General features: G+C 71.6%; 21 protein-coding genes and 1 other RNA gene. 4 read left to right on the forward strand and 18 right to left on the reverse strand.

Annotated elements, in window-relative coordinates:
• The first annotated feature begins 160 nt into the window (after nucleotides 1-160).
• A complete protein-coding gene (locus BUE30_RS02735; protein ID WP_073326298.1) occupies nucleotides 161-910 on the forward strand; it encodes a YebC/PmpR family DNA-binding transcriptional regulator in 750 nt (249 codons plus the stop codon).
• A gap of 302 nt (nucleotides 911-1,212) precedes the next feature.
• On the opposite strand, the gene BUE30_RS02740 is transcribed toward BUE30_RS02735, so the two are convergent.
• From BUE30_RS02740 to BUE30_RS02770, 7 genes are all read right to left on the reverse strand, one after another.
• Nucleotides 1,213-1,941, reverse strand: a complete 729-nt coding sequence (locus BUE30_RS02740) for a glucose 1-dehydrogenase (RefSeq protein WP_073326299.1) — start codon at nucleotides 1,939-1,941, stop codon at nucleotides 1,213-1,215.
• A 9-nt stretch (nucleotides 1,942-1,950) separates the two neighbouring features.
• Nucleotides 1,951-3,387: an aldehyde dehydrogenase family protein gene (locus BUE30_RS02745; RefSeq protein ID WP_073326300.1), complete on the reverse strand. Its 1,437-nt coding sequence runs from the start codon at nucleotides 3,385-3,387 to the stop codon at nucleotides 1,951-1,953.
• Nucleotides 3,384-4,970: an ABC transporter ATP-binding protein gene (locus tag BUE30_RS02750; RefSeq protein ID WP_073326301.1), complete on the reverse strand. Its 1,587-nt coding sequence runs from the start codon at nucleotides 4,968-4,970 to the stop codon at nucleotides 3,384-3,386. The genes BUE30_RS02745 and BUE30_RS02750 overlap by 4 nt, the downstream gene beginning before the upstream one ends.
• Entirely contained in the window at nucleotides 4,967-5,785 is an 819-nt protein-coding gene (locus tag BUE30_RS02755) for an ABC transporter permease (RefSeq protein ID WP_073326302.1), read from the reverse strand. The genes BUE30_RS02750 and BUE30_RS02755 overlap by 4 nt, the downstream gene beginning before the upstream one ends.
• On the reverse strand, nucleotides 5,782-6,726 hold the full coding sequence (locus BUE30_RS02760) for an ABC transporter permease (protein WP_073326530.1): 945 nt from the start codon (nucleotides 6,724-6,726) through the stop codon (nucleotides 5,782-5,784). Before BUE30_RS02760 ends, BUE30_RS02755 begins: the two co-directional genes overlap by 4 nt.
• A 139-nt stretch (nucleotides 6,727-6,865) precedes the next feature.
• Nucleotides 6,866-8,323 (reverse strand): ABC transporter substrate-binding protein, encoded by a 1,458-nt coding sequence (locus BUE30_RS02765; protein WP_073326303.1) that lies wholly within the window; start codon nucleotides 8,321-8,323, stop codon nucleotides 6,866-6,868.
• Entirely contained in the window at nucleotides 8,320-9,636 is a 1,317-nt protein-coding gene (locus BUE30_RS02770) for an acetylornithine deacetylase/succinyl-diaminopimelate desuccinylase family protein (RefSeq protein WP_244526252.1), read from the reverse strand. Before BUE30_RS02770 ends, BUE30_RS02765 begins: the two co-directional genes overlap by 4 nt.
• A gap of 148 nt (nucleotides 9,637-9,784) precedes the next feature.
• Here BUE30_RS02770 and BUE30_RS02775 point away from each other — a divergent pair, with 148 nt between their 5' ends.
• Nucleotides 9,785-10,618 carry a 3-oxoadipate:acetyl-CoA acetyltransferase gene (locus BUE30_RS02775; protein ID WP_073326304.1) on the forward strand — a complete coding sequence of 278 codons (834 nt, stop codon included), beginning with the start codon at nucleotides 9,785-9,787 and terminating at the stop codon, nucleotides 10,616-10,618.
• 5 nt (nucleotides 10,619-10,623) lie between these two features.
• Here the strand turns inward: BUE30_RS02775 and hisN are convergent, their stop codons facing one another.
• The 3 genes from hisN to BUE30_RS02790 all read right to left on the reverse strand — a co-directional run bounded on the left by hisN (nucleotide 10,624) and on the right by BUE30_RS02790 (nucleotide 13,056).
• Nucleotides 10,624-11,430 carry a histidinol-phosphatase gene (gene hisN / locus BUE30_RS02780; RefSeq protein ID WP_073326305.1) on the reverse strand — a complete coding sequence of 269 codons (807 nt, stop codon included), beginning with the start codon at nucleotides 11,428-11,430 and terminating at the stop codon, nucleotides 10,624-10,626.
• Nucleotides 11,431-11,492: 62 nt separating this feature from the next.
• Nucleotides 11,493-11,867, reverse strand: coding sequence for a helix-turn-helix domain-containing protein (locus BUE30_RS02785; RefSeq protein WP_073326306.1), 375 nt, complete (start codon nucleotides 11,865-11,867; stop codon nucleotides 11,493-11,495).
• A gap of 289 nt (nucleotides 11,868-12,156) precedes the next feature.
• Complete coding sequence (locus tag BUE30_RS02790; RefSeq protein ID WP_073326307.1) at nucleotides 12,157-13,056, reverse strand: LysR family transcriptional regulator; 900 nt, start codon at nucleotides 13,054-13,056, stop codon at nucleotides 12,157-12,159.
• A gap of 135 nt (nucleotides 13,057-13,191) precedes the next feature.
• Between BUE30_RS02790 and BUE30_RS02795 the strand changes: the two genes are divergently transcribed.
• Both BUE30_RS02795 and BUE30_RS02800 read left to right on the forward strand, forming a co-directional pair.
• Complete coding sequence (locus BUE30_RS02795) at nucleotides 13,192-13,401, forward strand: DUF1127 domain-containing protein (RefSeq protein ID WP_073326308.1); 210 nt, start codon at nucleotides 13,192-13,194, stop codon at nucleotides 13,399-13,401.
• 210 nt (nucleotides 13,402-13,611) lie between these two features.
• Entirely contained in the window at nucleotides 13,612-14,382 is a 771-nt protein-coding gene (locus BUE30_RS02800; protein WP_073326309.1) for a Bax inhibitor-1/YccA family protein, read from the forward strand.
• A 53-nt stretch (nucleotides 14,383-14,435) separates the two neighbouring features.
• On the opposite strand, the gene BUE30_RS02805 is transcribed toward BUE30_RS02800, so the two are convergent.
• From BUE30_RS02805 to gatC, 8 genes are all read right to left on the reverse strand, one after another.
• A complete protein-coding gene (locus BUE30_RS02805; protein WP_073326310.1) occupies nucleotides 14,436-14,975 on the reverse strand; it encodes a GNAT family N-acetyltransferase in 540 nt (179 codons plus the stop codon).
• A gap of 201 nt (nucleotides 14,976-15,176) precedes the next feature.
• Complete coding sequence (gene rpmG, locus BUE30_RS02810; RefSeq protein ID WP_073326311.1) at nucleotides 15,177-15,344, reverse strand: 50S ribosomal protein L33; 168 nt, start codon at nucleotides 15,342-15,344, stop codon at nucleotides 15,177-15,179.
• A gap of 141 nt (nucleotides 15,345-15,485) precedes the next feature.
• Nucleotides 15,486-15,881, reverse strand: coding sequence for a PAS domain-containing protein (locus BUE30_RS02815; RefSeq protein ID WP_073326312.1), 396 nt, complete (start codon nucleotides 15,879-15,881; stop codon nucleotides 15,486-15,488).
• An 86-nt stretch (nucleotides 15,882-15,967) separates the two neighbouring features.
• An RNA gene (rnpB, locus tag BUE30_RS02820) (RNase P RNA component class A) lies at nucleotides 15,968-16,372 on the reverse strand.
• Nucleotides 16,373-16,407: 35 nt separating this feature from the next.
• A complete protein-coding gene (locus tag BUE30_RS02825) occupies nucleotides 16,408-17,178 on the reverse strand; it encodes an N-acetylmuramoyl-L-alanine amidase (protein WP_342068323.1) in 771 nt (256 codons plus the stop codon).
• Nucleotides 17,130-17,903, reverse strand: a complete 774-nt coding sequence (locus BUE30_RS02830) for a hypothetical protein (protein WP_073326314.1) — start codon at nucleotides 17,901-17,903, stop codon at nucleotides 17,130-17,132. The genes BUE30_RS02825 and BUE30_RS02830 overlap by 49 nt, the downstream gene beginning before the upstream one ends.
• Nucleotides 17,904-17,934: 31 nt before the next feature.
• Nucleotides 17,935-19,413, reverse strand: a complete 1,479-nt coding sequence (gatA, locus tag BUE30_RS02835; protein WP_073326315.1) for an Asp-tRNA(Asn)/Glu-tRNA(Gln) amidotransferase subunit GatA — start codon at nucleotides 19,411-19,413, stop codon at nucleotides 17,935-17,937.
• A gap of 4 nt (nucleotides 19,414-19,417) precedes the next feature.
• The gene (gene gatC / locus BUE30_RS02840) at nucleotides 19,418-19,705 is read right to left on the reverse strand and encodes an Asp-tRNA(Asn)/Glu-tRNA(Gln) amidotransferase subunit GatC (RefSeq protein ID WP_073326316.1); all 288 of its coding nucleotides are present in this window, start codon (nucleotides 19,703-19,705) and stop codon (nucleotides 19,418-19,420) included.
• Nucleotides 19,706-19,758 lie beyond the last annotated feature (53 nt).

Raw genomic sequence — 19,758 nt, forward strand, 5'->3', positions numbered from 1 at the left:
GCCGGCGCCCGCCCCTTATCTTGCTTGAAATACTCCGGGGGGCTGCCGCAGGCAGCGGGGGCGGCGCCCCCTCCCCGGCCCGCCGTCCCGCGCCGCACCTTGATCGGCCCCCGCGCGCCGGCCTATATGGCCGCCAATCCGTGACAGGCAGAGGTACGACATGGCCGGCCATTCCAAATGGGCGAACATCCAGCATCGCAAGGGCCGGCAGGACGCCGCGCGCTCCAAGCTCTTCTCCAAGCTGGCGAAGGAGATCACCGTCGCCGCCAAGATGGGCGATCCCGATCCCGACAAGAATCCGCGCCTGCGCCTCGCGGTGAAGGAGGCGAAGTCGCAATCGGTGCCGAAGGACGTGATCCAGCGCGCCATCGACAAGTCGCAGGCCGCCGGCGGCGAGGATTACAAGGAGATCCGATACGAGGGTTACGGGCCGAACGGGGTCGCGATCATCGTCGAGGCGATGACGGACAACCTCAACCGCACCGCCTCCTCCGTCCGCTCCACCTTCGGCAAGAACGGCGGCAATCTCGGCGAGACGGGCTCGGTCAGCTTCATGTTCGACCGCAAGGGCGAGATCTTCTACCCGGCCTCGGCCGGTGATTCCGACACGGTGATGATGGCCGCGATCGAGGCCGGCGCCGAGGATGTCGAGAGCGACGCGGACGGCCACTGGATCACCTGCGCCGACACCGATCTCAGCGAGGTGGCGAACGCGCTCGAGGCCGAGCTCGGCGAGAGCGAGACCGCCAAGCTGGTCTGGAAGCCGCAGACCACCACCCCGGTCGATCTCGATACGCTGAAGACGCTGATGAAACTCGTCGAGACGCTCGAGGACGACGACGACGTGCAGAACGTCACGACGAATTTCGAGGCGTCCGACGAGGTGATGGCCGCCTACGAGGACGGCTGAGGAGGCGGGGGAAGCCGGCCGGGCCTCGCCCTCCCGGGGAAGGATCGCGGGGGACGCGCCCCCGGTCCCCCCCGGCTCGAGGACGCGGCCACCCGGACCGCCCGCCCGGCCCCGCGCGCCCATCCCGGCAGTCGGGCCCGGCAGTCGGGCCCGGCGGCCGGCGCAGGGCGCCGTCAGAACCGCACGGCGCCGGCCCCCTGTCCTTATCTTGCCGATAAATACTCCGGCGCTCCCGATCCACATGGAGAGACGCTTCAGAACGGGGCGCTGACAGGGCGCTCCGGGCCGCCCCGACCCCGCCGTCAGATGCAGCGCCCCCCGTCGACCTCCATCGCCACCCCGGTGACCATCGAGGCCTCGTCCGAGCACAGGAACAGCGCCGCCGCGGCGATGTCGGCGGGGGTGGAGAAGCGCCCGATCGGGATGGTGGAGAGGAACCTCGCGCGCATCTGCGGCGTGTCCTCGCCCATGAAGCTCTTCAGCAGCGGCGTCTCGCCCGCGACCGGGTTCACCGCGTTGACCCGCACGCCGAAGGGCGCCAGTTCCACCGCCATCGCCTTCGTCGCGGTGATCATCCAGCCCTTCGAGGCGTTGTACCAGCTCAGGTTCGGCCGCGGGCTCACCCCGGCGGTCGAGGCGATGTTGCAGATCGCGCCGGTCCCCCGCGCCTTCATTCCCGGAACGAAGGCCCGCGCGGTCAGGTAGACGGATTTCGCGTTCACCCGCAGCACCCGGTCGAAGACCTCCTCCTCCACGTCCTCCAGCGGGCCCGGCAGGTGGGTGATGCCGGCATTGTTGACCAGGATGTCGGTCTCTCCCGCCGCCTCCGCCAGCGCGCCGACCGAGGCACGGTCCCCCACATCGACCTCGGCCCAGCGCCCACCGATCCCGGCCGCGACCTCGCGCGCCCCCGCCCCGCTCAGGTCGGCGACCAGCACGTCGGCCCCTTCCTGCGCGAAACGGCGCGCGATCCCCGCGCCGAAGCCCGACGCTGCGCCCGTCACCACCGCCCGCCTGCCCTGCAGCCTCATGCCGTCCCCCTATCCGTGCCAGGCCGCGACGGTCTTGAGCGTCGAGAAGCCGTAGAGCGCCTCGAACCCCTTCTCCCGCCCGTGCCCCGATTTCCCGATCCCGCCGAAGGGCAGCTCGACCCCGCCCCCGGCGCCGTAATTGTTGAGAAAGACCTGCCCCGCCCGCAGGGCGCGCGCCATGCGCAGCTGCCGCCCGCCGTCGCGGGTCCAGACCCCCGCCACCAGCCCGTATTCGGTGCCGTTGGCGATGCGCACGGCCTCGTCCTCGCCGTCGAAGGGCAGGATGACCTGGACGGGGCCGAAGATCTCCTCCTGCGCGAGGGCGTGGTCCGGGGGCACGCCGCCCAGCAGGCGCGGCGGAACGTAGTGCCCGCCCTCCGGCAGCCCCTCCGCCCGCGCCTCGGCCAGCACGTCGCCGCCCCGGGCGAGGTGGCCCTCGACGAGCGCCTTCTGCCGCGCGCTGATCAGCGGGCCGACATCGGGATCGGACAGCGCGGGGCCGAGGCGCAGCGCCCGGTAGGCGGCCGACATGCGCCCCGTCACCTCGTCCAGCACCGCCCGCTCGACCAGGATGCGCGCGGCGGCGGAGCAGGTCTGCCCCGCATTCTGGATCCCCGCCCGGACGAGGAAGGGCAGCGCCCGATCGAGATCGGCATCGGCGAAGACCACCTGCGGCGATTTCCCCCCGAGTTCCAGCGTCACCGGCCGGACATTGTGCGCCGCGGCGATCTGCACCGCTTCGCCCGTCGTCACCGACCCGGTGAAGCTGATGTGATCGACGCCCGGATGCCCCGCCAGCGCCGCCCCGGCATCGCGGCCCGTCCCCGGCACCACGTTCAGCGCGCCGGCCGGCAGGCCGGCCTCCTGCGCCAGCCGGGCGAAGGCGAGCGCGGTGAGGCAGGCCTCCTCCGCCGGCTTCAGCACGCAGGCATTGCCCATCGCCAGTGCCGCCCCGACCGAGCGGCCGATGATCTGCATCGGGTAGTTCCAGGGCACGATATGGGCCGTCACCCCGTACGGCTCGCGCAGGGTCCAGACGGTGTAGCCCCGCTCGAAGGGGATGGTCTCGCCCATCACCTTGTCAGCCGCGCCACCGTAGAATTCGAGGTAGCGGGCAAGCGCCAGCGCGTCGGCCCGCGCCTGCGACAGCGGCTTGCCCACGTCCAGCGCCTCGAGCCGGGCCAATTCCTCCGCCCGGGCCTCGACCAGCCGGCCGAGCCGCGCCAGCAGCCGTCCCCGCTCCGCCGCCGTGCTGCGGCCCCATTCGCCCTCCGCCGCCGCCCGCGCCGCGGCGACGGCCGCGTCCACCTCCGCCGGCCCGCCCGCCGCGATCTCGGCCAGACAGGTCCCGTCGGAGGGATTGCCGAGCGGCAGCGTTCCGCCTTCCGCCGGGCGCCAGCCGTCCCCGATCAGGCAGTGCCGCGTCTCGAACCCGATGTCGCTCATGCGCTCTCCTCCCGCGCCGTCCAGTCCGGAAGGACCGGCGCCGCGGCGATCAGTTCGGCCGTGTAAGGGTGGCGCGGCGCGGCGAAGACCGCCTCCGTCGCCCCTTCCTCGACGATGCGGCCCGCCTTCATCACCAGCACCCGCTCGGTCACGCCGCGCACCACGGCGAGGTCGTGGCTGATGAAGAGGTAGGCGAGGCCCAGCCGCGCCGACAGGTCCGACAGCAGGTCGAGGATCCGCGCGCGGACGCTCACATCGAGCGCGCTCACCGCCTCGTCCAGCACGATGAGGTCCGGGCGCAGGATCAGCGCCCGGGCCATGGCGATGCGCTGGCGCTGCCCGCCCGAGAATTCGTGGATGTAGCGGCCCGAATCGGACGCGCGCAGCCCGACCGCCTCCAGCGCCTCGGCCACCCGTGCCGCCCCTTCGCGGGTGCCGGGCCTCCGGGGCAGCAGGTGGAACGGCTCCGAGACCAGTCGCCGCACCCGGTGGCGCGGGTTGAAGCTGCCATAGGGGTCCTGGAAGACGACCTGGATCCGCCCCCGCACCGCCTCCACCGGCTGCCCGTCCAGCGCGATCGACCCGGCCTGCACCGGCTCGAGTCCCAGGATCGCGCGGGTCAGCGTCGACTTGCCGCAGCCGCTCTCTCCCACCAGGCCGACGCGCTCGCCCTGACCGATCGTCAGGGACACGCCGTCCACCGCCGTCACGGGGCGCCGCGCGCCGAACAGCCCGGCCCGCGCCCCGGGATAGGTCCGCACCACGTCCCGCACCTGCAGGAGCGGCGTCCCCTGCCGCGCGGGCGGGGCGGCGGGCCGGTGGGACGACGCGGCGAGCAGCGCGCGGGTATAACCCTCGCGCGGGGTCCGCAGCACCTCGGCCGTCGCCCCCTGCTCGACCACGCCCCCGTCCTTCATCACCACCAGCCGATCCGCCATCCCGGCGACGACGGCGAGGTCGTGGGTGATGAGGATCAGGCCCATCCCGAACTCCGCCACCAGCGCGCGGAGCAGGTCGAGGATCTGCGCCTGGGTCGTGACGTCGAGCGCCGTGGTCGGCTCGTCCGCGATCAGCACCTCCGGCCTCTGGCAGATGGCGAGGGCGATCACGACGCGCTGACGCTGCCCGCCCGACAGCTCGTGCGGGTAGCGCGTCAGGGGGAAGCGCTCTTCCGGCAGGCCGACGCGGGCCAGCATGTCGCGCGCCTTTGCCTCCGCCTCGTCCCGGCGCACCCCGGCATGGAGGCGCAGCGTCTCGGTCACCTGGGCGCCGATCGTCTGGACGGGGTTGAGCGCCGTCATGGGCTCCTGGAAGACCATGCCGATCCGCGCGCCCCGGACGCGGCACATCTGCCGCTCCGTCAGCGCGCCGAGGTCCGTCCCGCCCAGCGTGACGCGGCCCGCCTTCTGTTGCAGCCCCTCGGGCAGCAGCCGCATCAGAGACAGCGCGGTCATCGACTTGCCCGACCCGCTCTCGCCGGTCAGCGCGACGATCTCGCCCGGCCCCACGGCGAAGGACACGTCCTGCAGGATCGGGCCTGCCGGCCCCTCGACGCAGAGGCCCTCTACCGCCAGCCCGCTCATGCCCGCACCACCCGCAGCCGGGGGTCGAGCGCGTCGCGCAGCCCGTCGCCCAGCAGGTTGAGCCCCAGCACCGTGAGCACGATGGCGAAACCCGGGATCAGCGCGACGTGGGGCGCCAGCGCCACCAGCGTCTGCGCATCCGCCAGCATCCGCCCCCAGGAGGGCACGGGCGGCTGCGCGCCGAGGCCGACATAGCTGAGCGCGGCCTCGGCCAGGATGCCGAGGCTGAACTGGATCGTGCCCTGCACGATCAGCAGCGCGGCGATGTTGGGCAGGATGTGCTCGGCACTGATGCGCGCCCGCCCCTTGCCCGCAACCCGCGCCGCCAGGATGAACTCGCGCCGCCAGAGCGGCAGCGCCCCGCCCCGCGTGATCCGGGCGAAGACGGGAATGTTGAAGATGCCGATGGCGAGGATCGCGTTGACCGCCGAGGGGCCGAAGACGGCGGTGATCAGGATCGCGATGACGAGGGCGGGAAAGGCGAAGGCCAGGTCGTTGCCCCGCATGATGATCTCGTCGATCCAGCCCCCCGCATAGGCGGCGGCGGCAAGGCCGAGCGGCACGCCGAAGCCCATCCCGATCCCCACCGCGACGATGGCGACGGCGATCGAGGTCCGCGCGCCCACCATGACCATCGACAGGATGTCGCGCCCGAAATGGTCGGTCCCCAGCCAGTGCGCGGCGGACGGGCCCTGCAGCTTGGCCGGGATGTCCATCGCCTCGACGCTGTGGGGCGTCCAGAGGAAGGACAGCAGCGCCAGCCCGGCGAAGAGGCCGAACAGGACCGCCCCCGCGATAAAGCGCCCGCCCCTCATCGCGCCCGCAAGCGCGGATCGACCGCCGCATAGGCCAGATCGACGAGGAAGTTGACGAGGATGACGGCGAAGACCAGCAGCATCACCACGCTCTCGACCACGATCAGGTCGCGGGCCGAGATCGCCTGGAAGATCAGCCGCCCCAGACCCGGCAGGTAGAAGACCTGCTCGATGATGATCCCCCCCGCCAGCAGGAAGGCGAACTGCAGGCCGAGGATGGTCAGCACCGGGATCAACGCGTTGCGCAGCGCGTGGCGCCGGATCGCCTGGCCGCGCGTCAGCCCCTTGGCCCGGGCCGTGCGGATGTAATCCTCGCCCAGCGTCTCGATCAGGGCCGAGCGCATGACGCGAGTCAGGATCGCCGCCTGCGGCAGGGCGAGCGCCACCGCCGGCAGGACCAGCGCCTTCAGCGCGGGCCAGGGTCCCGCCCCCCAGCCCGGAAAGCCGCCCGCGCCGAACCAGCCGAGATTGATCGAGAAGACCAGCACCAGGATCATCGCGAACCAGAAGTTCGGCACCGCGATCCCCGCCTGCGTCGCCAGCGTCACGCCCGCATCCCCGGCCCGGCCCCGGCGCGCGGCGGCGTAGATCCCGGCCGGAAAGGCGATGGCGGTCGAGAGGGCCAGCGCGATCAGCGCCAGCGGCAGCGACACCCAGAGCCGGTCGGCGATCATCCCGGCCACCGGCGTGCGGTAGGTGTAGGACGTGCCGAAATCGCCCCGCAGCATCCCACCGACCCAGTCGAGATAGCGGACCGGCGCGGACCGCCCCAGCCCCAGCTCCTCGCGCAGGGCCGCGACCGTGTCGGGCCGGGCATTGATCCCCAGCATCGTCGTGGCCGGATCGCCCGGCACGATCTCGATCACGGCGAAGATCAGGACCGACGCCACGGCGAGAGAGGCGATCAGGATCGCGGTCCGGCGGAGGAGATAGCGCATCATCGTCGGGCGCGCCCCGCCCCCCATCCGGGCGACGGCCGGGCGGGCCGGGCGCCCGGTCCCCCCCGTCGCGGGGATCGCAGATACCTTCCGCAGGGGCCGCAGGCGCGGCGGGCCGGTGCAGTCGCGCCGCCCCGGGCCGTCATTCCGTCCAGGACACGCCGGTCAGGTCGACCGCCTGCGTCGGCGCATCCACCCACAGCCCCTCGATCCCGGCCTTGGCGATGGTGATCCGGGGCAGCTGGAACAGATAGGCGTTGACGAAATCCTCCGCGATGATCGTCTGCGCCTGCTGCAGCAGATCGGTGCGCGTCTCCTGGTCGGTCATCGCGCCGAGCTCGGTCATCAGCGCCTGCAGCTCGGGATTGTCGTAGCCGAAGTAGTAGTCGGGATTGGCGTAGATGTTGATGTCCATCGGCTCGGTATGGCTGATGACGGTCAGGTCGAACCCCGAGCCCGCGAAGGTCGTCTCGAGCCATTGCGCCCAATCCTGGTTCTCGATCTCGGTCTCGATCCCCACCTCGCGCAGCTGGGCGGCGATGATCTCGCCCCCGCGCCGGGCGTAGGAGGGCGGCGGCAGCTTGAGCGAGAGGGTCAGGTCCTCGGCCCCCGCCTCGGCCAGCAGTTCGCGCGCGCGGTCCGGGTCGTAGGCGCTGAGCCCGGTCAGGTCGAGATAGGCGGGGTTGTGGGGCGCGAAATGCGTGCCGATGGGCGTGCCGTAGCCGAACTGGACCCCGTCGATCAGCGCCTGCCGGTCGATGGCATGGGCTATGGCCTCGCGCACGCGCGGATCGCTCACAGTACGGTTGTTGATGGCGAGGATCGTCTCGCCCTCGGTCGAGCCGACCAGCACCTGGAACCGGGGATCGGCCTCGAACTGGACGACGTTCTCGGGCGCGGGGAACGCGGAAAAGGCGTCGAGATCCTCGGCCATCATCGCGGCGAAGGCGGCGGTGGGGTCGGTGATGAAGCGGAAGGTCGCGCTCTCCAGCGCGGCCGGCTCGCCCCAGTATCCGTCGTAGCGGGCCAGCTCGATCCGGTCGCCCTGCACCCAGGCCTCGAAGGTGAAGGCGCCGGTGCCGACGGGCTGCTGCATGTTCCCCTCCGCCGTCTCGGGCGCCACGATGGCGGCGTCGCCCCAGGCGAGGTTGAAGGGAAAGTTGCCGTCGGTGGCCGAGAGGACGATTTCGACCGTCGCGGGGTCGATCACGTTGACCGCCTCGATCCCCTCGAAGAGCGCCTTCTGCGCGTTGGTCGAATCCTCGGCCCGCGCCCGGTCGAGGCTGAACTTCACGTCCTCGGCGTCGAAGGTCGAGCCGTCGTGGAAGGTGACGCCCTGCCGCAGCGCGAAGGTGTAGACGGTGCCGTCCTCGCTCACCTCCCAGCTCTCGGCGAGCGCGGGCACGACCGAGCCGTCCTCGGCGAAGCGGGTGAGCCCCTCGAAGATGTTGGCGTAGGTGATGTCGTCGATCGCCCCCGCGGCGCCCGCCGTCGGGTCGAGATGCGGCGGTTCCAGCTGGATGCCGATCGACAGGTGGTCCTGCGCCAGCGCCCCGGTCGCCATCAGGGCCAGCAGGCTGGCCGTCATCATCCTGGTCATCGTCGTCCCTCCCTGTCCGGGCCCAGCAGCCGGGCGAGGCTCAGCGCCATCACCTCCGCGCTCTGGACCATGTCGTCGATGCCGATCCATTCGTCGGGCTTGTGGGCAAGTTCCAGCAAGCCGGGCCCGTAGGCAATGCAGTTCTTCAGCCGCCCGATCCGGTCGATATGCTTCTGGTCGTAGGTGCCGGGCGAGGCGACGAAGGTCGCCTCCTGCCCCATCACCTCCGTGATCGCCCGCGCGACGGTGGTGACGATCGGCGCCTGCCGGTCGGTCATCGACGGGGCGACGTGGTTGAGTTCGCGGATCCGGTAGTCGAAGCGGGGGCGGGAGGCCTTCAGCCCCTCGAGCAGGTCCACGATCTCGGCCCGCACGTCCTCGTGGCTCTCCTCCACCAGGTAGCGGCGGTCGATCACGATCCGGCAGCTGTCGGGCACGCAATGCGAGGGCAGCGAGGTGTCGCCGGGGCCCGGCTCGGCCTGGCCCCCGTGGATCGAATTGATGTTCATCGTCGAGGAGCGCGCGCCCTCGGGCACGACCGGCATGTCCGTCCTGCGCGCGGCCATGGCCGGAAAGAGATCGCGCTCGAAGGCGTCGAGCACGGCCCCCATGTGACGCACCGCGCAATCGCCGAGGAACGGCATGGAGCCATGCGCAATCTCGCCCGCCGTCTCGATCTCGGCCCACCAGCCGCCGCGATGGCCGAGGCAGATCCGGTCCTTCTGCAGCGGCTCGGGGATGATGACGTGCTGCACGCGGGCGGGGTCGAACCATCCGCGCTCGGCCAGATACGCGACTCCGCCATAGCCGCCCGATTCCTCGTCCGCCGTCGCGCTGATCTCGACCGCGCCGGCGAAGCCGGGACACAGATCGACGAAGACCTCGGCGGCGACGATCGACGCCGCCAGCCCCCCCTTCATGTCGCAGGCGCCGCGTCCATAGACGCGGCCCTCCGCCACTTCGCCGCCGAAGGGGTCGCGGGTCCAGCCACGGCCGACCTCGACGACGTCGTGATGCGAGTTGAAGTGCACGCACTCGCCGGGGGCCCGTCCCTCGCGCCGCGCGATCACGTTCCACCGGGGATAGAGGTCGCTGTCGCCGGGGGCGCCCAACGCCCGCTCATGACGGATCTCGAAGCCCCGCGCGGCGAGGCGGGTCCCGACCAGTTCGCAGATCGCGCGGTAATCCTGCCCCGGCGGATTGAGCGTCGGCACCCGGATCAGGTCCCGGGTGAGCGCGACGATCTCGTCCCGGCGGGCGGCGATCTCGGCGCGCAGGCGATCGGTCAGGGGGGCGGCGGCTTCCATCGGCATCGTCCGATCCGGGCGGGTCGCCCCACGCTGGGCAATCCCGGCCCCCGTTGCAATCCCCCCGGCGCGTCGGGCGCCGCCGCCGCCCGACGCGTTGACGCCGGCCGGCCCCGCCCGCCATATCGGCGGCAGGACGAGGGAGGAGGATCCGATGGACAGCCCGGCCATCATCTGCGTCGCGATCACCGGCAGCCTGCCCACGAAGGCCGACAATCCCGCGGTGCCCCTGACCGTCGAGGAGCAGATCGCCTCCACCCGCGCGGCGTTCGAGGCCGGGGCGACCATCGCCCATTGCCATGTCCGGGACGGGGCGGGAAAGCCCAGCTCCGACCCCGCCCGCTTCGCGGCGCTGAAGGCGGGGATCGAGGCGGCCTGTCCCGGCATGATCGTCCAGCTCTCGACCGGCGGGCGGTCGGGCGCCGGGCGCGCTCGCGGCGGGATGCTGGGACTCGCGCCCGACATGGCCTCGCTCTCGGTCGGGTCGAACAACTTCCCGACCCGGGTCTACGAGAACCCGCCGGATCTCGTCGACTGGCTCGCCGCCGAGATGCGGACCCATGGGGTCACGCCCGAGATCGAGGCCTTCGACCTCAGCCACATCTTCCGCGCCCACGCGATGTGGCAGGACGGCGCCCTTGCCGCCCGTCCCTACGTGCAGGTCGTCATGGGGGTGCGCAACGCCATGCCCGCCGACCGGCGGGTCTTCGAGTTCTACGTGGAGACCGTGCACCGGCTCTTCGGCGACGACGCGCCCTGGTGCGCGGCCGGGATCGGCCGCCACCAGGCCGAGCTGAACGACTGGGCGGCCGAACTCGGGGGGCATCTGCGGACCGGGCTCGAGGACAATGTCCGGCTCGACAGGACCACGCTCGCCCCGTCGAACGCGGCGCTGGTCGAGCGGGCGGCAGAGGCGGTGCGCCGCCACGGCCGCCGGGTGGCCGGCGTGGACGAGGCGCGCGCGATCCTCGGCCTGCGGCCCGCCTGAGCCGCTCAGCCGCGCAGCAGCGCCAGCGCGGCCGCGTGGACCTGCGCGTTCGCCGCCGCGATCACCCGCCCGCCGCCGGCCGCGTCGCCGCCCGACCAGTCGGTGACGATGCCGCCCGCCGCCTCGACCAGAGCGAGGGGGGCTGCGATGTCGTAGGGGGCGAGGCCGGCCTCGATCACCAGATCCGCCTGGCCCGCGGCGACCAGCGCATAGGCGTAGCAGTCCATCCCGTAGCGGGTGAGCCGCGCCGCGCCCGAGACGCGGGCGAAGGCGGCTCGGTCCGCCTCGGTCCCGATCTCGGGAAAGGTGGTGAAGAGCGTGGCACGGGACAGCTCGCGCGGCGCGGCGGTCCTGAGTGGGCCCGTGCCATGCGGCCCGTCATAGCGCGCCTGCCCGCCCCCGCCGGTGAACCGCTCTCCGATGAAGGGCTGGTCGACGAGGCCGAGGATCGGCCGCCCGTCCCGGCTGGCGGCGATGAGGGTGCCCCAGGTGGGCGTGCCGCTCATGTAGCCGCGGGTCCCGTCGATCGGATCGAGTATCCAGGTGATCCCGCTCGTCCCGGGGCTCTCGCCGTATTCCTCGCCCAGGATCGCGTCGTGCGGGCGCAGTTCGGCCAGCAGGTCGCGGATCGCCCGCTCGGCCGCGCGGTCCGCCTCGGTCACGGGGTCGAAGCCGGGGCGGTCGCCGGTCCCGCCCTTGTCCTCGACGGCGAGGCCGGTCGCGCGGAAGTGGCGCAGCGTCTCCGGCCGGGCCGCATCGGCGAGGCGATGGGCGACGGCGAGGAGAGCGTCGAGGTCGGGCATGTCGGTCATCGGCCCTGATTGGGCGAGGGCCCCGACGGGGTCAAGCCGGGGGCGTCGTCCCCCTGACCCTTTCAGGCGGCGTCGCTGAGAGAGCGCGCCAGATCGAACAGGCGGCGGCGCTGCTGTTCGGGGATCGCGTAGTAGGACCGCAGCAGCTCCTGCGCCTCGCGGTCGCTCAGCATGTCGTTCTGCTGGGCGGGGGGCGCCATCTCGGCGCTGCGCTCGGCCTCGTCGATCCCTTCGAAGAAGAACGTCACCGGGACGGTCAGCGCATGGGCGATGTCCCACAGGCGCGAGGCGCTGACGCGGTTCATGCCGGTCTCGTATTTCTGGATCTGCTGGAACTTGATGCCGACACGATCCGCGAGCTGCTGCTGCGTCACGCCCGTCATCCAGCGCCGGTGACGGATCCGCTTGCCGACATGCACGTCCACGGGATGCTTCATCTCAAATCGTCCTCGCTCTGCGAATGGTCATCGGCCCGGCGCCACATGCTGGCCGGTCCCGTCCCACGCCCCCACGACTGGCGTCGAATTGGCGAGAGGGAAACACGCAGGGGTTGAATTTGTCAGCCTGCCCTTTTGGGCAGGTGATTTGACGCTGGGGAAGACGCGGTGTTTCCGCCAGCCTATCAAGGACTTGCGAGATCCCTCGCAGCGAACGGTCGCGGCCCGGAAGAGGGGGGAGAAGACCCCCAGATGCAACCGGAAGCGCTCCTGCGCCCTCGCGCCGCGCCTATTCCGCCGCGACGCGGGCGGCGGACCGTGGCCGGGGATAGCCGTCGCGGATCGCCCGGTAGGATTGCCGCAGTTCCTCGGCCAGATGGGTGACGGGCAGCCCGCCCCCCGAATGAAGATAGAGGTTGATCTTCTGAACGCCCAGATCGGGCAGCAGGCCGCCATGCTCGACCAGCTCCGTCCCCATCGGCAGGCCGGTGGCGATCGAGGCGGCGATCCCGAGATCGGCCGCCACCGCGGCGTCGGCCGCGTTGTCAGAGGCGGTCTCGACCGTCAGCGTCCAGTCGATCCCCGCCGCGTCGAGGGCGCGCAGGGCGCCGGGACGGAAGATGCAGCTGCTGCAGAAGGCGAGGGGAAGCGGGCGCTGCCGCCAGGCGGCGCCCTCCTCGGCCCCGATCCAGACAAGGGGCCGTTCGCACAGCGTCTCGCCCCCCGCGCCGCATTCCGCCTCGGTCGTCAGGATCGCGTCGACCTCGCCGCGGGCGAACATCGCCCGCAGCCGCCGCGTCGGCTCGGAGATCAGGGTGACCTGCACCCGCGGGAACTCGGCCGAGAAGCGCTTGAGCGCGCGCGGCAGGGCGGGGTGGATGATGTCATGCGGCGCGCCGAGACGGATCTCGCCCTCGTAGACATCCGATGTGAGGCGGGCCCAGACCTCGTCGTTCAGGGCCAGCATCCGCGTGGCATAGGTCAGCAGCTGCTCGCCCTCGGCGGTCAGGGTCACGCCCCGCCCGGTCCGGTCGAAGAGGGAGACGTCCAGCGCCTCCTCGAGCCGCTTGACCTGCATCGAGACCGCCGACTGCGTCAGGTTAAGCAGGCCGGCGGCCCGGGTCACCCCGCCGCTTTCGGCGACCGTCGCAAAGGACCGGAGGGCGGTGAGATCGAGATTGCGGGGCATCACGGATCCTGATGATCGGCATTCGAAACATTCGTTTTCAATATGCCGGCGCCCCGCCCATATATCAACCATCGGAATGACCAGCGCCGAAAGCATCACGAGAAACAGCGTTCAGATCGACAAGGACACCCGCCCATGACCGCCCGCATCGCCACCCCGCTTCTTGCCCCCGCCGCCGCCCCGCGCCGGCCGCGCGCGCTCGGCTACCTCGCCCTCTGGGCGCAGCGCCGCGCCCTCGCCCGGCTCGACACGCGCGCGCTGGCCGATATCGGCCTGTCCCGCCGCGAGGCCGAGATCGAGGCGACGCGGCCGATCTGGGACGTCCCCGCCGGCTGGCGCGCCTGATCCTGCCCCCCTTCCCCGTCCTTTCTGTCGCCTCTCCAGTTCCCCCTGCCCCCGGGTCCGGTCCCTCCGACCCGGGGGCCTTTTTCGTCCCGGTTGCGACATCGCGCCGGGGCCGGTCCGATATGTCTTGAATCGCTGATGTATCGTGCCGATATTCCTCGGGACCCCGCCCGATCCTGGGCGGAGACGTTGGAACCCCGGAGGATACGAATGGCGGAACTCAACACCATCCGCGCCCGCGCAGGCGCACGGACGGCGCAGATCGACGAGGGCCTGCGCGCGCATATGAACAAGGTCTACGGCACGATGTCCGTGGGCATGGTGATCACGGCGCTCGCCGCCTGGGCCATGTCCGGGCTGGCCGTGTCGGATGCCCCGACCGCCTATGCGATGGGCGACGGCACCTACCTGACCGAGTTCGGATACGCGCTCTACGCCTCGCCGCTCCGCTGGGTCGTGATGTTCCTGCCGCTGATCATGGTCTTCGCCTTCGGGGCCCTGATCAACCGCATCTCCGCCGCGGGCGCGCAGCTGTTCTTCTACACCTTCGCTCTGGCGATGGGCGTGTCGATCTCGTGGATCTTCATGGTCTTCACGGGCTTCTCGATCGTGCAGGTGTTCCTGATCACCGCGATCTCCTTCGCCGGCCTCAGCCTCTGGGGCTACACGACGAAGAAGGACATCTCGGGCTGGGGCAGCTTCCTGATCATGGGCGTGATCGGCCTGATCGTCGCCTCGATCGTGAACATCTTCCTCGCCTCGCCGGCGACCATGTTCGCGATCTCGGTGATCGGCGTGCTGCTCTTCGCGGGCCTGACGGCCTACGACACGCAGAACATCAAGAACCAGTACCTCGCCCATGCCCGGCACGGCGACGGCGAATGGCTGGCGAAGTCGGCGATCATGGGGGCGCTGAACCTCTACCTCGACTTCATCAACATGTTCATGTTCCTGCTGCAGCTCTTCGGCAACCGCGAGTAACCGCGCGCGCAGGACGACGGATCGGGCCGCCCCTCGGGGCGGCCCCTTTCGTTTCAGGGCCCCGGCTGGAGTTCCGCCCGCATCTCGATCGCCGGGAAGGCGATTCCGGGGGCCAGCGGGACGGTGACGCCGCGCAGGGCGCGAAAGCCGAGCGCGGTGTAGAACGGCACCGCCGTCCGGGTCGCGGTGCAGTGCATCCAGGTCATCCCGGCCTTTCGCGCCCCCTCCATCGCCCGCTCGACGATGCGCCGGCCGATGCCGCGGCGGGTCCAGGCGGTGTCGGTGACGACGTGGCGCACGTTGCCCCGCCCCCGCATGATGCGGCGGTCCTGCCCCGGCAGTGTGGCGGTCCAGCCGCCCGCGCCCCGCAGCACGCCCTCGGCATCCTCGACCACGAAATAGCTGCCGGAGGTGAGAAGGCGCGGCTGCGCCCGGGCGATCAGCGGCACGGCCGTCACCAACAGCGAGGGCGGGTAGTCGACGGCGAGCTGGCTGCCATAGGCGCGCGCCAGAAGGTCGTCCAGCGCGGCGAGATCGGTTAGGGACGCGCGGCGGAGCGTCAGCGGCGGGGCGTCAAAGTCCGGGCTCGCCATGACAGCGCCTCCATCCGCAGCCGACGGACAGGAGCGGGGCCACGGCCTTTGCCGGCGCGGTCACGTTGCGAGGGAAACGGCGATCGGCGGCACGGGTCATCGGGGCACTCCTGTTGGCGGATGACGAAGGGGATCGGAAAACGAAAAGGGCCGCGCGAGGGTGTCTCGCGCGGCCCGGCATTTGGAAGTCTGGAAGGCGACTTACTTGATCTTGCCTTCCTTGTATTCCACGTGCTTGCGCGCGACCGGGTCGTACTTTCGTACGGCCATCTTCTCGGTCATGGTGCGCGCGTTCTTCTTGGTCACGTAGAAATGGCCCGTCCCGGCGGACGAGTTGAGGCGGATCTTGATGGTCGTCGGCTTCGCCATGGACTGTCTCCTGCTCGCTGGACCCTGCCCCGATCCGGGCCAGACGGTCCCGGGCGACGAGGCGCGCCCGCGTGAATCTCTCGAAGCCTGCCTTTTACCGATGCGCGGAGGGCTGTCAACGGGGACCGGCCGGCGGCCGGCTCAATCCAGCGGGCGCAGGATCACCATCAGGCTCTCGACCTCGCCGGCGCGGTTGGTCACCGGGCTGACGGTCACGTCCCAGTGCCGCAACCGGCCTGCCAGCGTCTCGCAATGGCCGCGCAGCCGCTCCGTCGCGCCGTCGCGGGCCCGGTCCAGCGCGGCCCGCAGGCGGACCTGCTCCTCCTCCGGCCAGAGCTCCCACCAGGGACGGGCGGTGATCGGCCCGGGAGAGCCCAGCTCGAGCAGGACCTGCCCGCGTTCGCTGACGAACGAGACGCGATCGTCGGAATTGAGCAGCAGCACCCCGTCGGCGGAGGAGCGCAGGAAGGCCAGGGTGAAGGCCGGCACGTTCTCCATCCCCAGCGCGTCGAAGGCGGCACGGTCGGGTGATGTCACGGCGTCTCTTCCCCGGGTTGCTGCTCCGGCGACAGGCCGGGCCATCCTGTGGAAAAATCGTTAACGCCGCGGAAACACGGCGCAAGTCGCGCGGAGGGCCTGTAAGCCGGATTCTGTGTCCCCGGCGCCACGCCCCGGGGGGGCACGGGTCGGGGCGACGACCATTCCTCTCGGGCGCGCGTCGCCGCGCGCCTCCAGCTGCCTACCCGGGCCTCTCGGGGTCGGACGTCCCTGCCCCGGCTCGCGCCGGGCACGAGGCCCCTATTCGGCATTGCTCCCGGTGGGGCTTGCCATGCGGGTCCGGTTGCCCGTCCCCCGGTGGGCTCTTACCCCACCGTTTCACCCTTGCCGCCCCGGAGGACGGCGGTCTGTTCTCTGTGGCGCTGTCCCTCGGGTTGCCCCGGCCGGGCGTTACCCGGCACCGTGTCCGACGGGAGTCCGGACTTTCCTCGATACCCCTTGCGGGGCGTCGCGGCCGTCCGGCCCTCCGCGCGAGCCCCGCCCTTACGCGCCGCCGCCGGGCCGGTCAATCGCCCGGGCGCGGCGCCCCGCCCAGCGCAAGGGCCAGACCGGAGAGTTCGACGAGATGCGGCTCGTCCGCCCCTCGCTCCGGCAGCAGGGGGGCGTCGCGCCAGAAGGGGAGGAAGCGGTCCTTGACCGCGATCAGCATCGCCCGGCTCTCGTCCGCGCCCTCCGGCCGGCGGTAGCCGAAGCGGCAGAGCCGGCCGATCACCTCGGCGAGGGAGAGCGGCCGGCCCCTGGCGGGGATCACGGGCGGCGGCGCGACGGCGAGGCCCGCCTTGTGCAGGCGCCCCCAGGGGAAAAGCGGGCCGGGGTCGGACTTGCGCAGGTAGGCCATGTCGGCATGGCCGATGACCCCGTCCGCGCCGATCTGCCACCGGGTCCGGATACCCCGCAGCACCGCCTCGAGCGCGGCGATCTGCGCCCCGGGAAACGCCGAGCGTCCGTCATTGTCGAGCTCGATCCCGATCGAGGCGGAATTGATGTCGCGGCAGCCGCGCCACTCCCCCGCGCCGGCATGCCAAGCGCGCCTCTCCTCGGGGACGAGAGAGATCACCTCGCCGTCCCGGCCGATCAGCCAATGGGCCGAGACCTCGAAGGCGGGGTCGCGCAGCCGCGCCTCGGCGGCGGCGCAACTCGCCATCGCGGTGTAGTGGATCACGACGAAACGCGGGCGCGCGCCGTCCCGTCTCTCCCCGTGATTCGGGGAGGGCGAAAGGCGATGCGTCAGCTGCGCCCCACGGCAGCGAGGAAGGGCGCGGGATCCCAGCCGCAGGCGAAGCCATCCCCGTCGGGGTCGAGGCCCAGACGGTCACGCTCGGGCCCGCCGCGGGCGAGAAAGTCGCGCTGCGCCTCGTCGGGGCTGCGATAGGCCGCGCAGTTCCGCTCGAACCGGCCCTGGGTGGCGAGGATCGAGCGGGAATACCATTCCTGCCCGCGCCGGTTCGGCGCGTTCAACGCGTATTCGACGATGTTCGGGCCGGTCTGCGTCCGCTGCGGCAGCGCTGTCGGCTGCACGACCTGATAGGCGGCGGCGTTCTGGGCCATCCGCTGCGCATCCGATTCGATGCTCTCGCGCGAGGCGACGGCGTCGAAGTTCTGCTCGTCCGAGATCGCGGCGTTCGAGGGCGAGGCCTGCACGCCCATCGTCCGGTCCGGGTCGTAGGGGGTCGAGGGCGCGGTCGGCACGGCCCCCGCCGGGGCCATGGGGGCGGCGGCCGGCGCGCCGAGGGGCGCGGTCGCGACGGGGGCGGCCGGGCCGATCCCGGCCGCGGCCAGATCGGTGGCGCTGACGCCCGGCGCCGCGACACCCGCGGGCCCGGAGGGCGGCACGATCGGCGTGCCGGTCGGCAGACCGCGCAGCGCCGCCTCGCGCTGCGCGCGCTCCAGCTCGTAGAGCGAATAATCCGACGTGCCGACGCCACGCCCGCTATCGGGCACCTGCCCGGCGCAGGCGGCGAGGCCGGCAAGGGCGGCGGTCAGCAGAAGGGGACGCAGCATCGAACGGCTCCGGTCGAGGGGATCGCCCCAGTTACCACCACTTTTCGGGCTTGGCCACAAATCCGGCGGCCCGCTCGAGCGCATAGGCGGTGTTCAGCAGATCGCCCTCCTCCCACGGCCGGCCGATCAGCTGCAGGCCGAGGGGAAGTCCCTTGCCGTCGAGGCCCGCAGGCACCGAGATGCCCGGCAGGCCGGCGAGGTTCACCGTCACCGTGAAGACGTCGTTCAGATACATCTGCACCGGATCGGCATGCGCCATCTCGCCCAGCCCGAAGGCGGCGGACGGGGTGGCGGGCGTCAGGATCGCGTCCACGCCCTCCGCGAAGACCTGCTCGAAATCGCGCTTGATCAGCGTGCGGACCTTGCGGGCGCGGTTGTAGTAGGCGTCGTAGAAGCCGGCCGAGAGGACGTAGGTCCCGACCATCACGCGGCGCTGCACCTCGTCCCCGAAACCCTCGGCCCGGGTCTTCTCGTACATGTCCGCGATGCCGTCGCCCTGCGCCAGCTTCGCCCGGTGGCCGAAGCGCACCCCGTCGTAGCGGGCGAGGTTGGACGACGCCTCCGCCGGGGCGATGACGTAATAGGCCGGCAGGGCGTATTTCGTGTGCGGCAGGGAGATGTCGACGATCCTGGCGCCGGCATCGGCCAGCATCTCGCGCCCGCGGGTCCACAGCGCCTCGATTTCCTCCGGCATCCCGTCCATCCGGTATTCGCGGGGGATACCGATCGTCTTGCCCCGGATGTCGCCCGTCAGCGCGGCCTCGAAATCTGGCACGGCGAGGTCGGCCGAGGTGCTGTCGAGCGGATCGTGCCCGCACATCTCGCGCAGCAGGATCGCCGCGTCGCGCACGTCCTTCGTCATCGGTCCCGCCTGGTCGAGCGAGGAAGCGAATGCGATGATGCCCCAGCGGCTGACGCGGCCATAGGTCGGCTTGATCCCTGTGATGCCGGTGAAGGCGGCGGGCTGGCGGATCGACCCGCCGGTATCGGTGCCCGTCGCCGCGAGGCAGAGATCCGCCGCCACGGCGCTGGCCGACCCGCCGGAGGAGCCGCCCGGCGTCAGCTTGCGGTCATCCGTCCTCCAGGGGTTCACCGCGTCGCCATAGGTGCTGGTCTCGTTCGACGAGCCCATGGCGAACTCGTCCATGTTGAGCTTGCCCAGCATGACCGCGCCGCTCTCGAACAGCTTGCGGGTGACGGTGCTCTCGTATTCGGGGCGGAAGCCGCTCAGGATCCGGCTGGCGGCCTGGCTCGGCACGCCCTTCGTGCAGAACAGGTCCTTGATCCCGAGGGGTATGCCGTTCAGCGCGGGCGCGTCCGCGCCGCGCCGCGCATCGGCGGCCCGGGCCTGGTCGCGGGCGATCTCGGGCGTGTGGTGGACGAAGCCGTTCAGCGCCCCCGCCCCCTCGATCTCGGTCAGGCAGGCCTCGGTCAGGTCGGCGGCGGTCGTCTCGCCCTTCGCCAGCGCGTCGCGGGCGGCGTGGATGGTCAGGCGGCTCAGCTCGGACATGGGGTTACTCCACCACCTTGGGCACGGCGAAGAAGCCCTCGCGGGCATCGGGCGCGTTCTTCAGCACCGCGTCCTGCTGGCCGCCATCGGTCACCACGTCGTCCCGGCGCTTCAGCCGCATCGGCGTGACCGAGGTCATCGGCTCCACCCCCTCGACATCGACCTCGTTCAGCTGCTCGATGAAGCCGAGGATCGTGTTGAACTCCTGCGCCAGCGCGGGAAGTCGGTCCTCCTCGACCCGGATCCGGGCGAGATGGGCCACGCGGGCGGCGGTCTCTGTGTCGATGGACATGGGGCCCTCGTCGGTTTGGGGTCAGGCCGGGCTTTACCGCCCCGCCCCCCGGC

Source organism: Wenxinia saemankumensis, assembly GCF_900141735.1.
Taxonomy (GTDB): Bacteria; Pseudomonadota; Alphaproteobacteria; order Rhodobacterales; family Rhodobacteraceae; genus Wenxinia; species Wenxinia saemankumensis.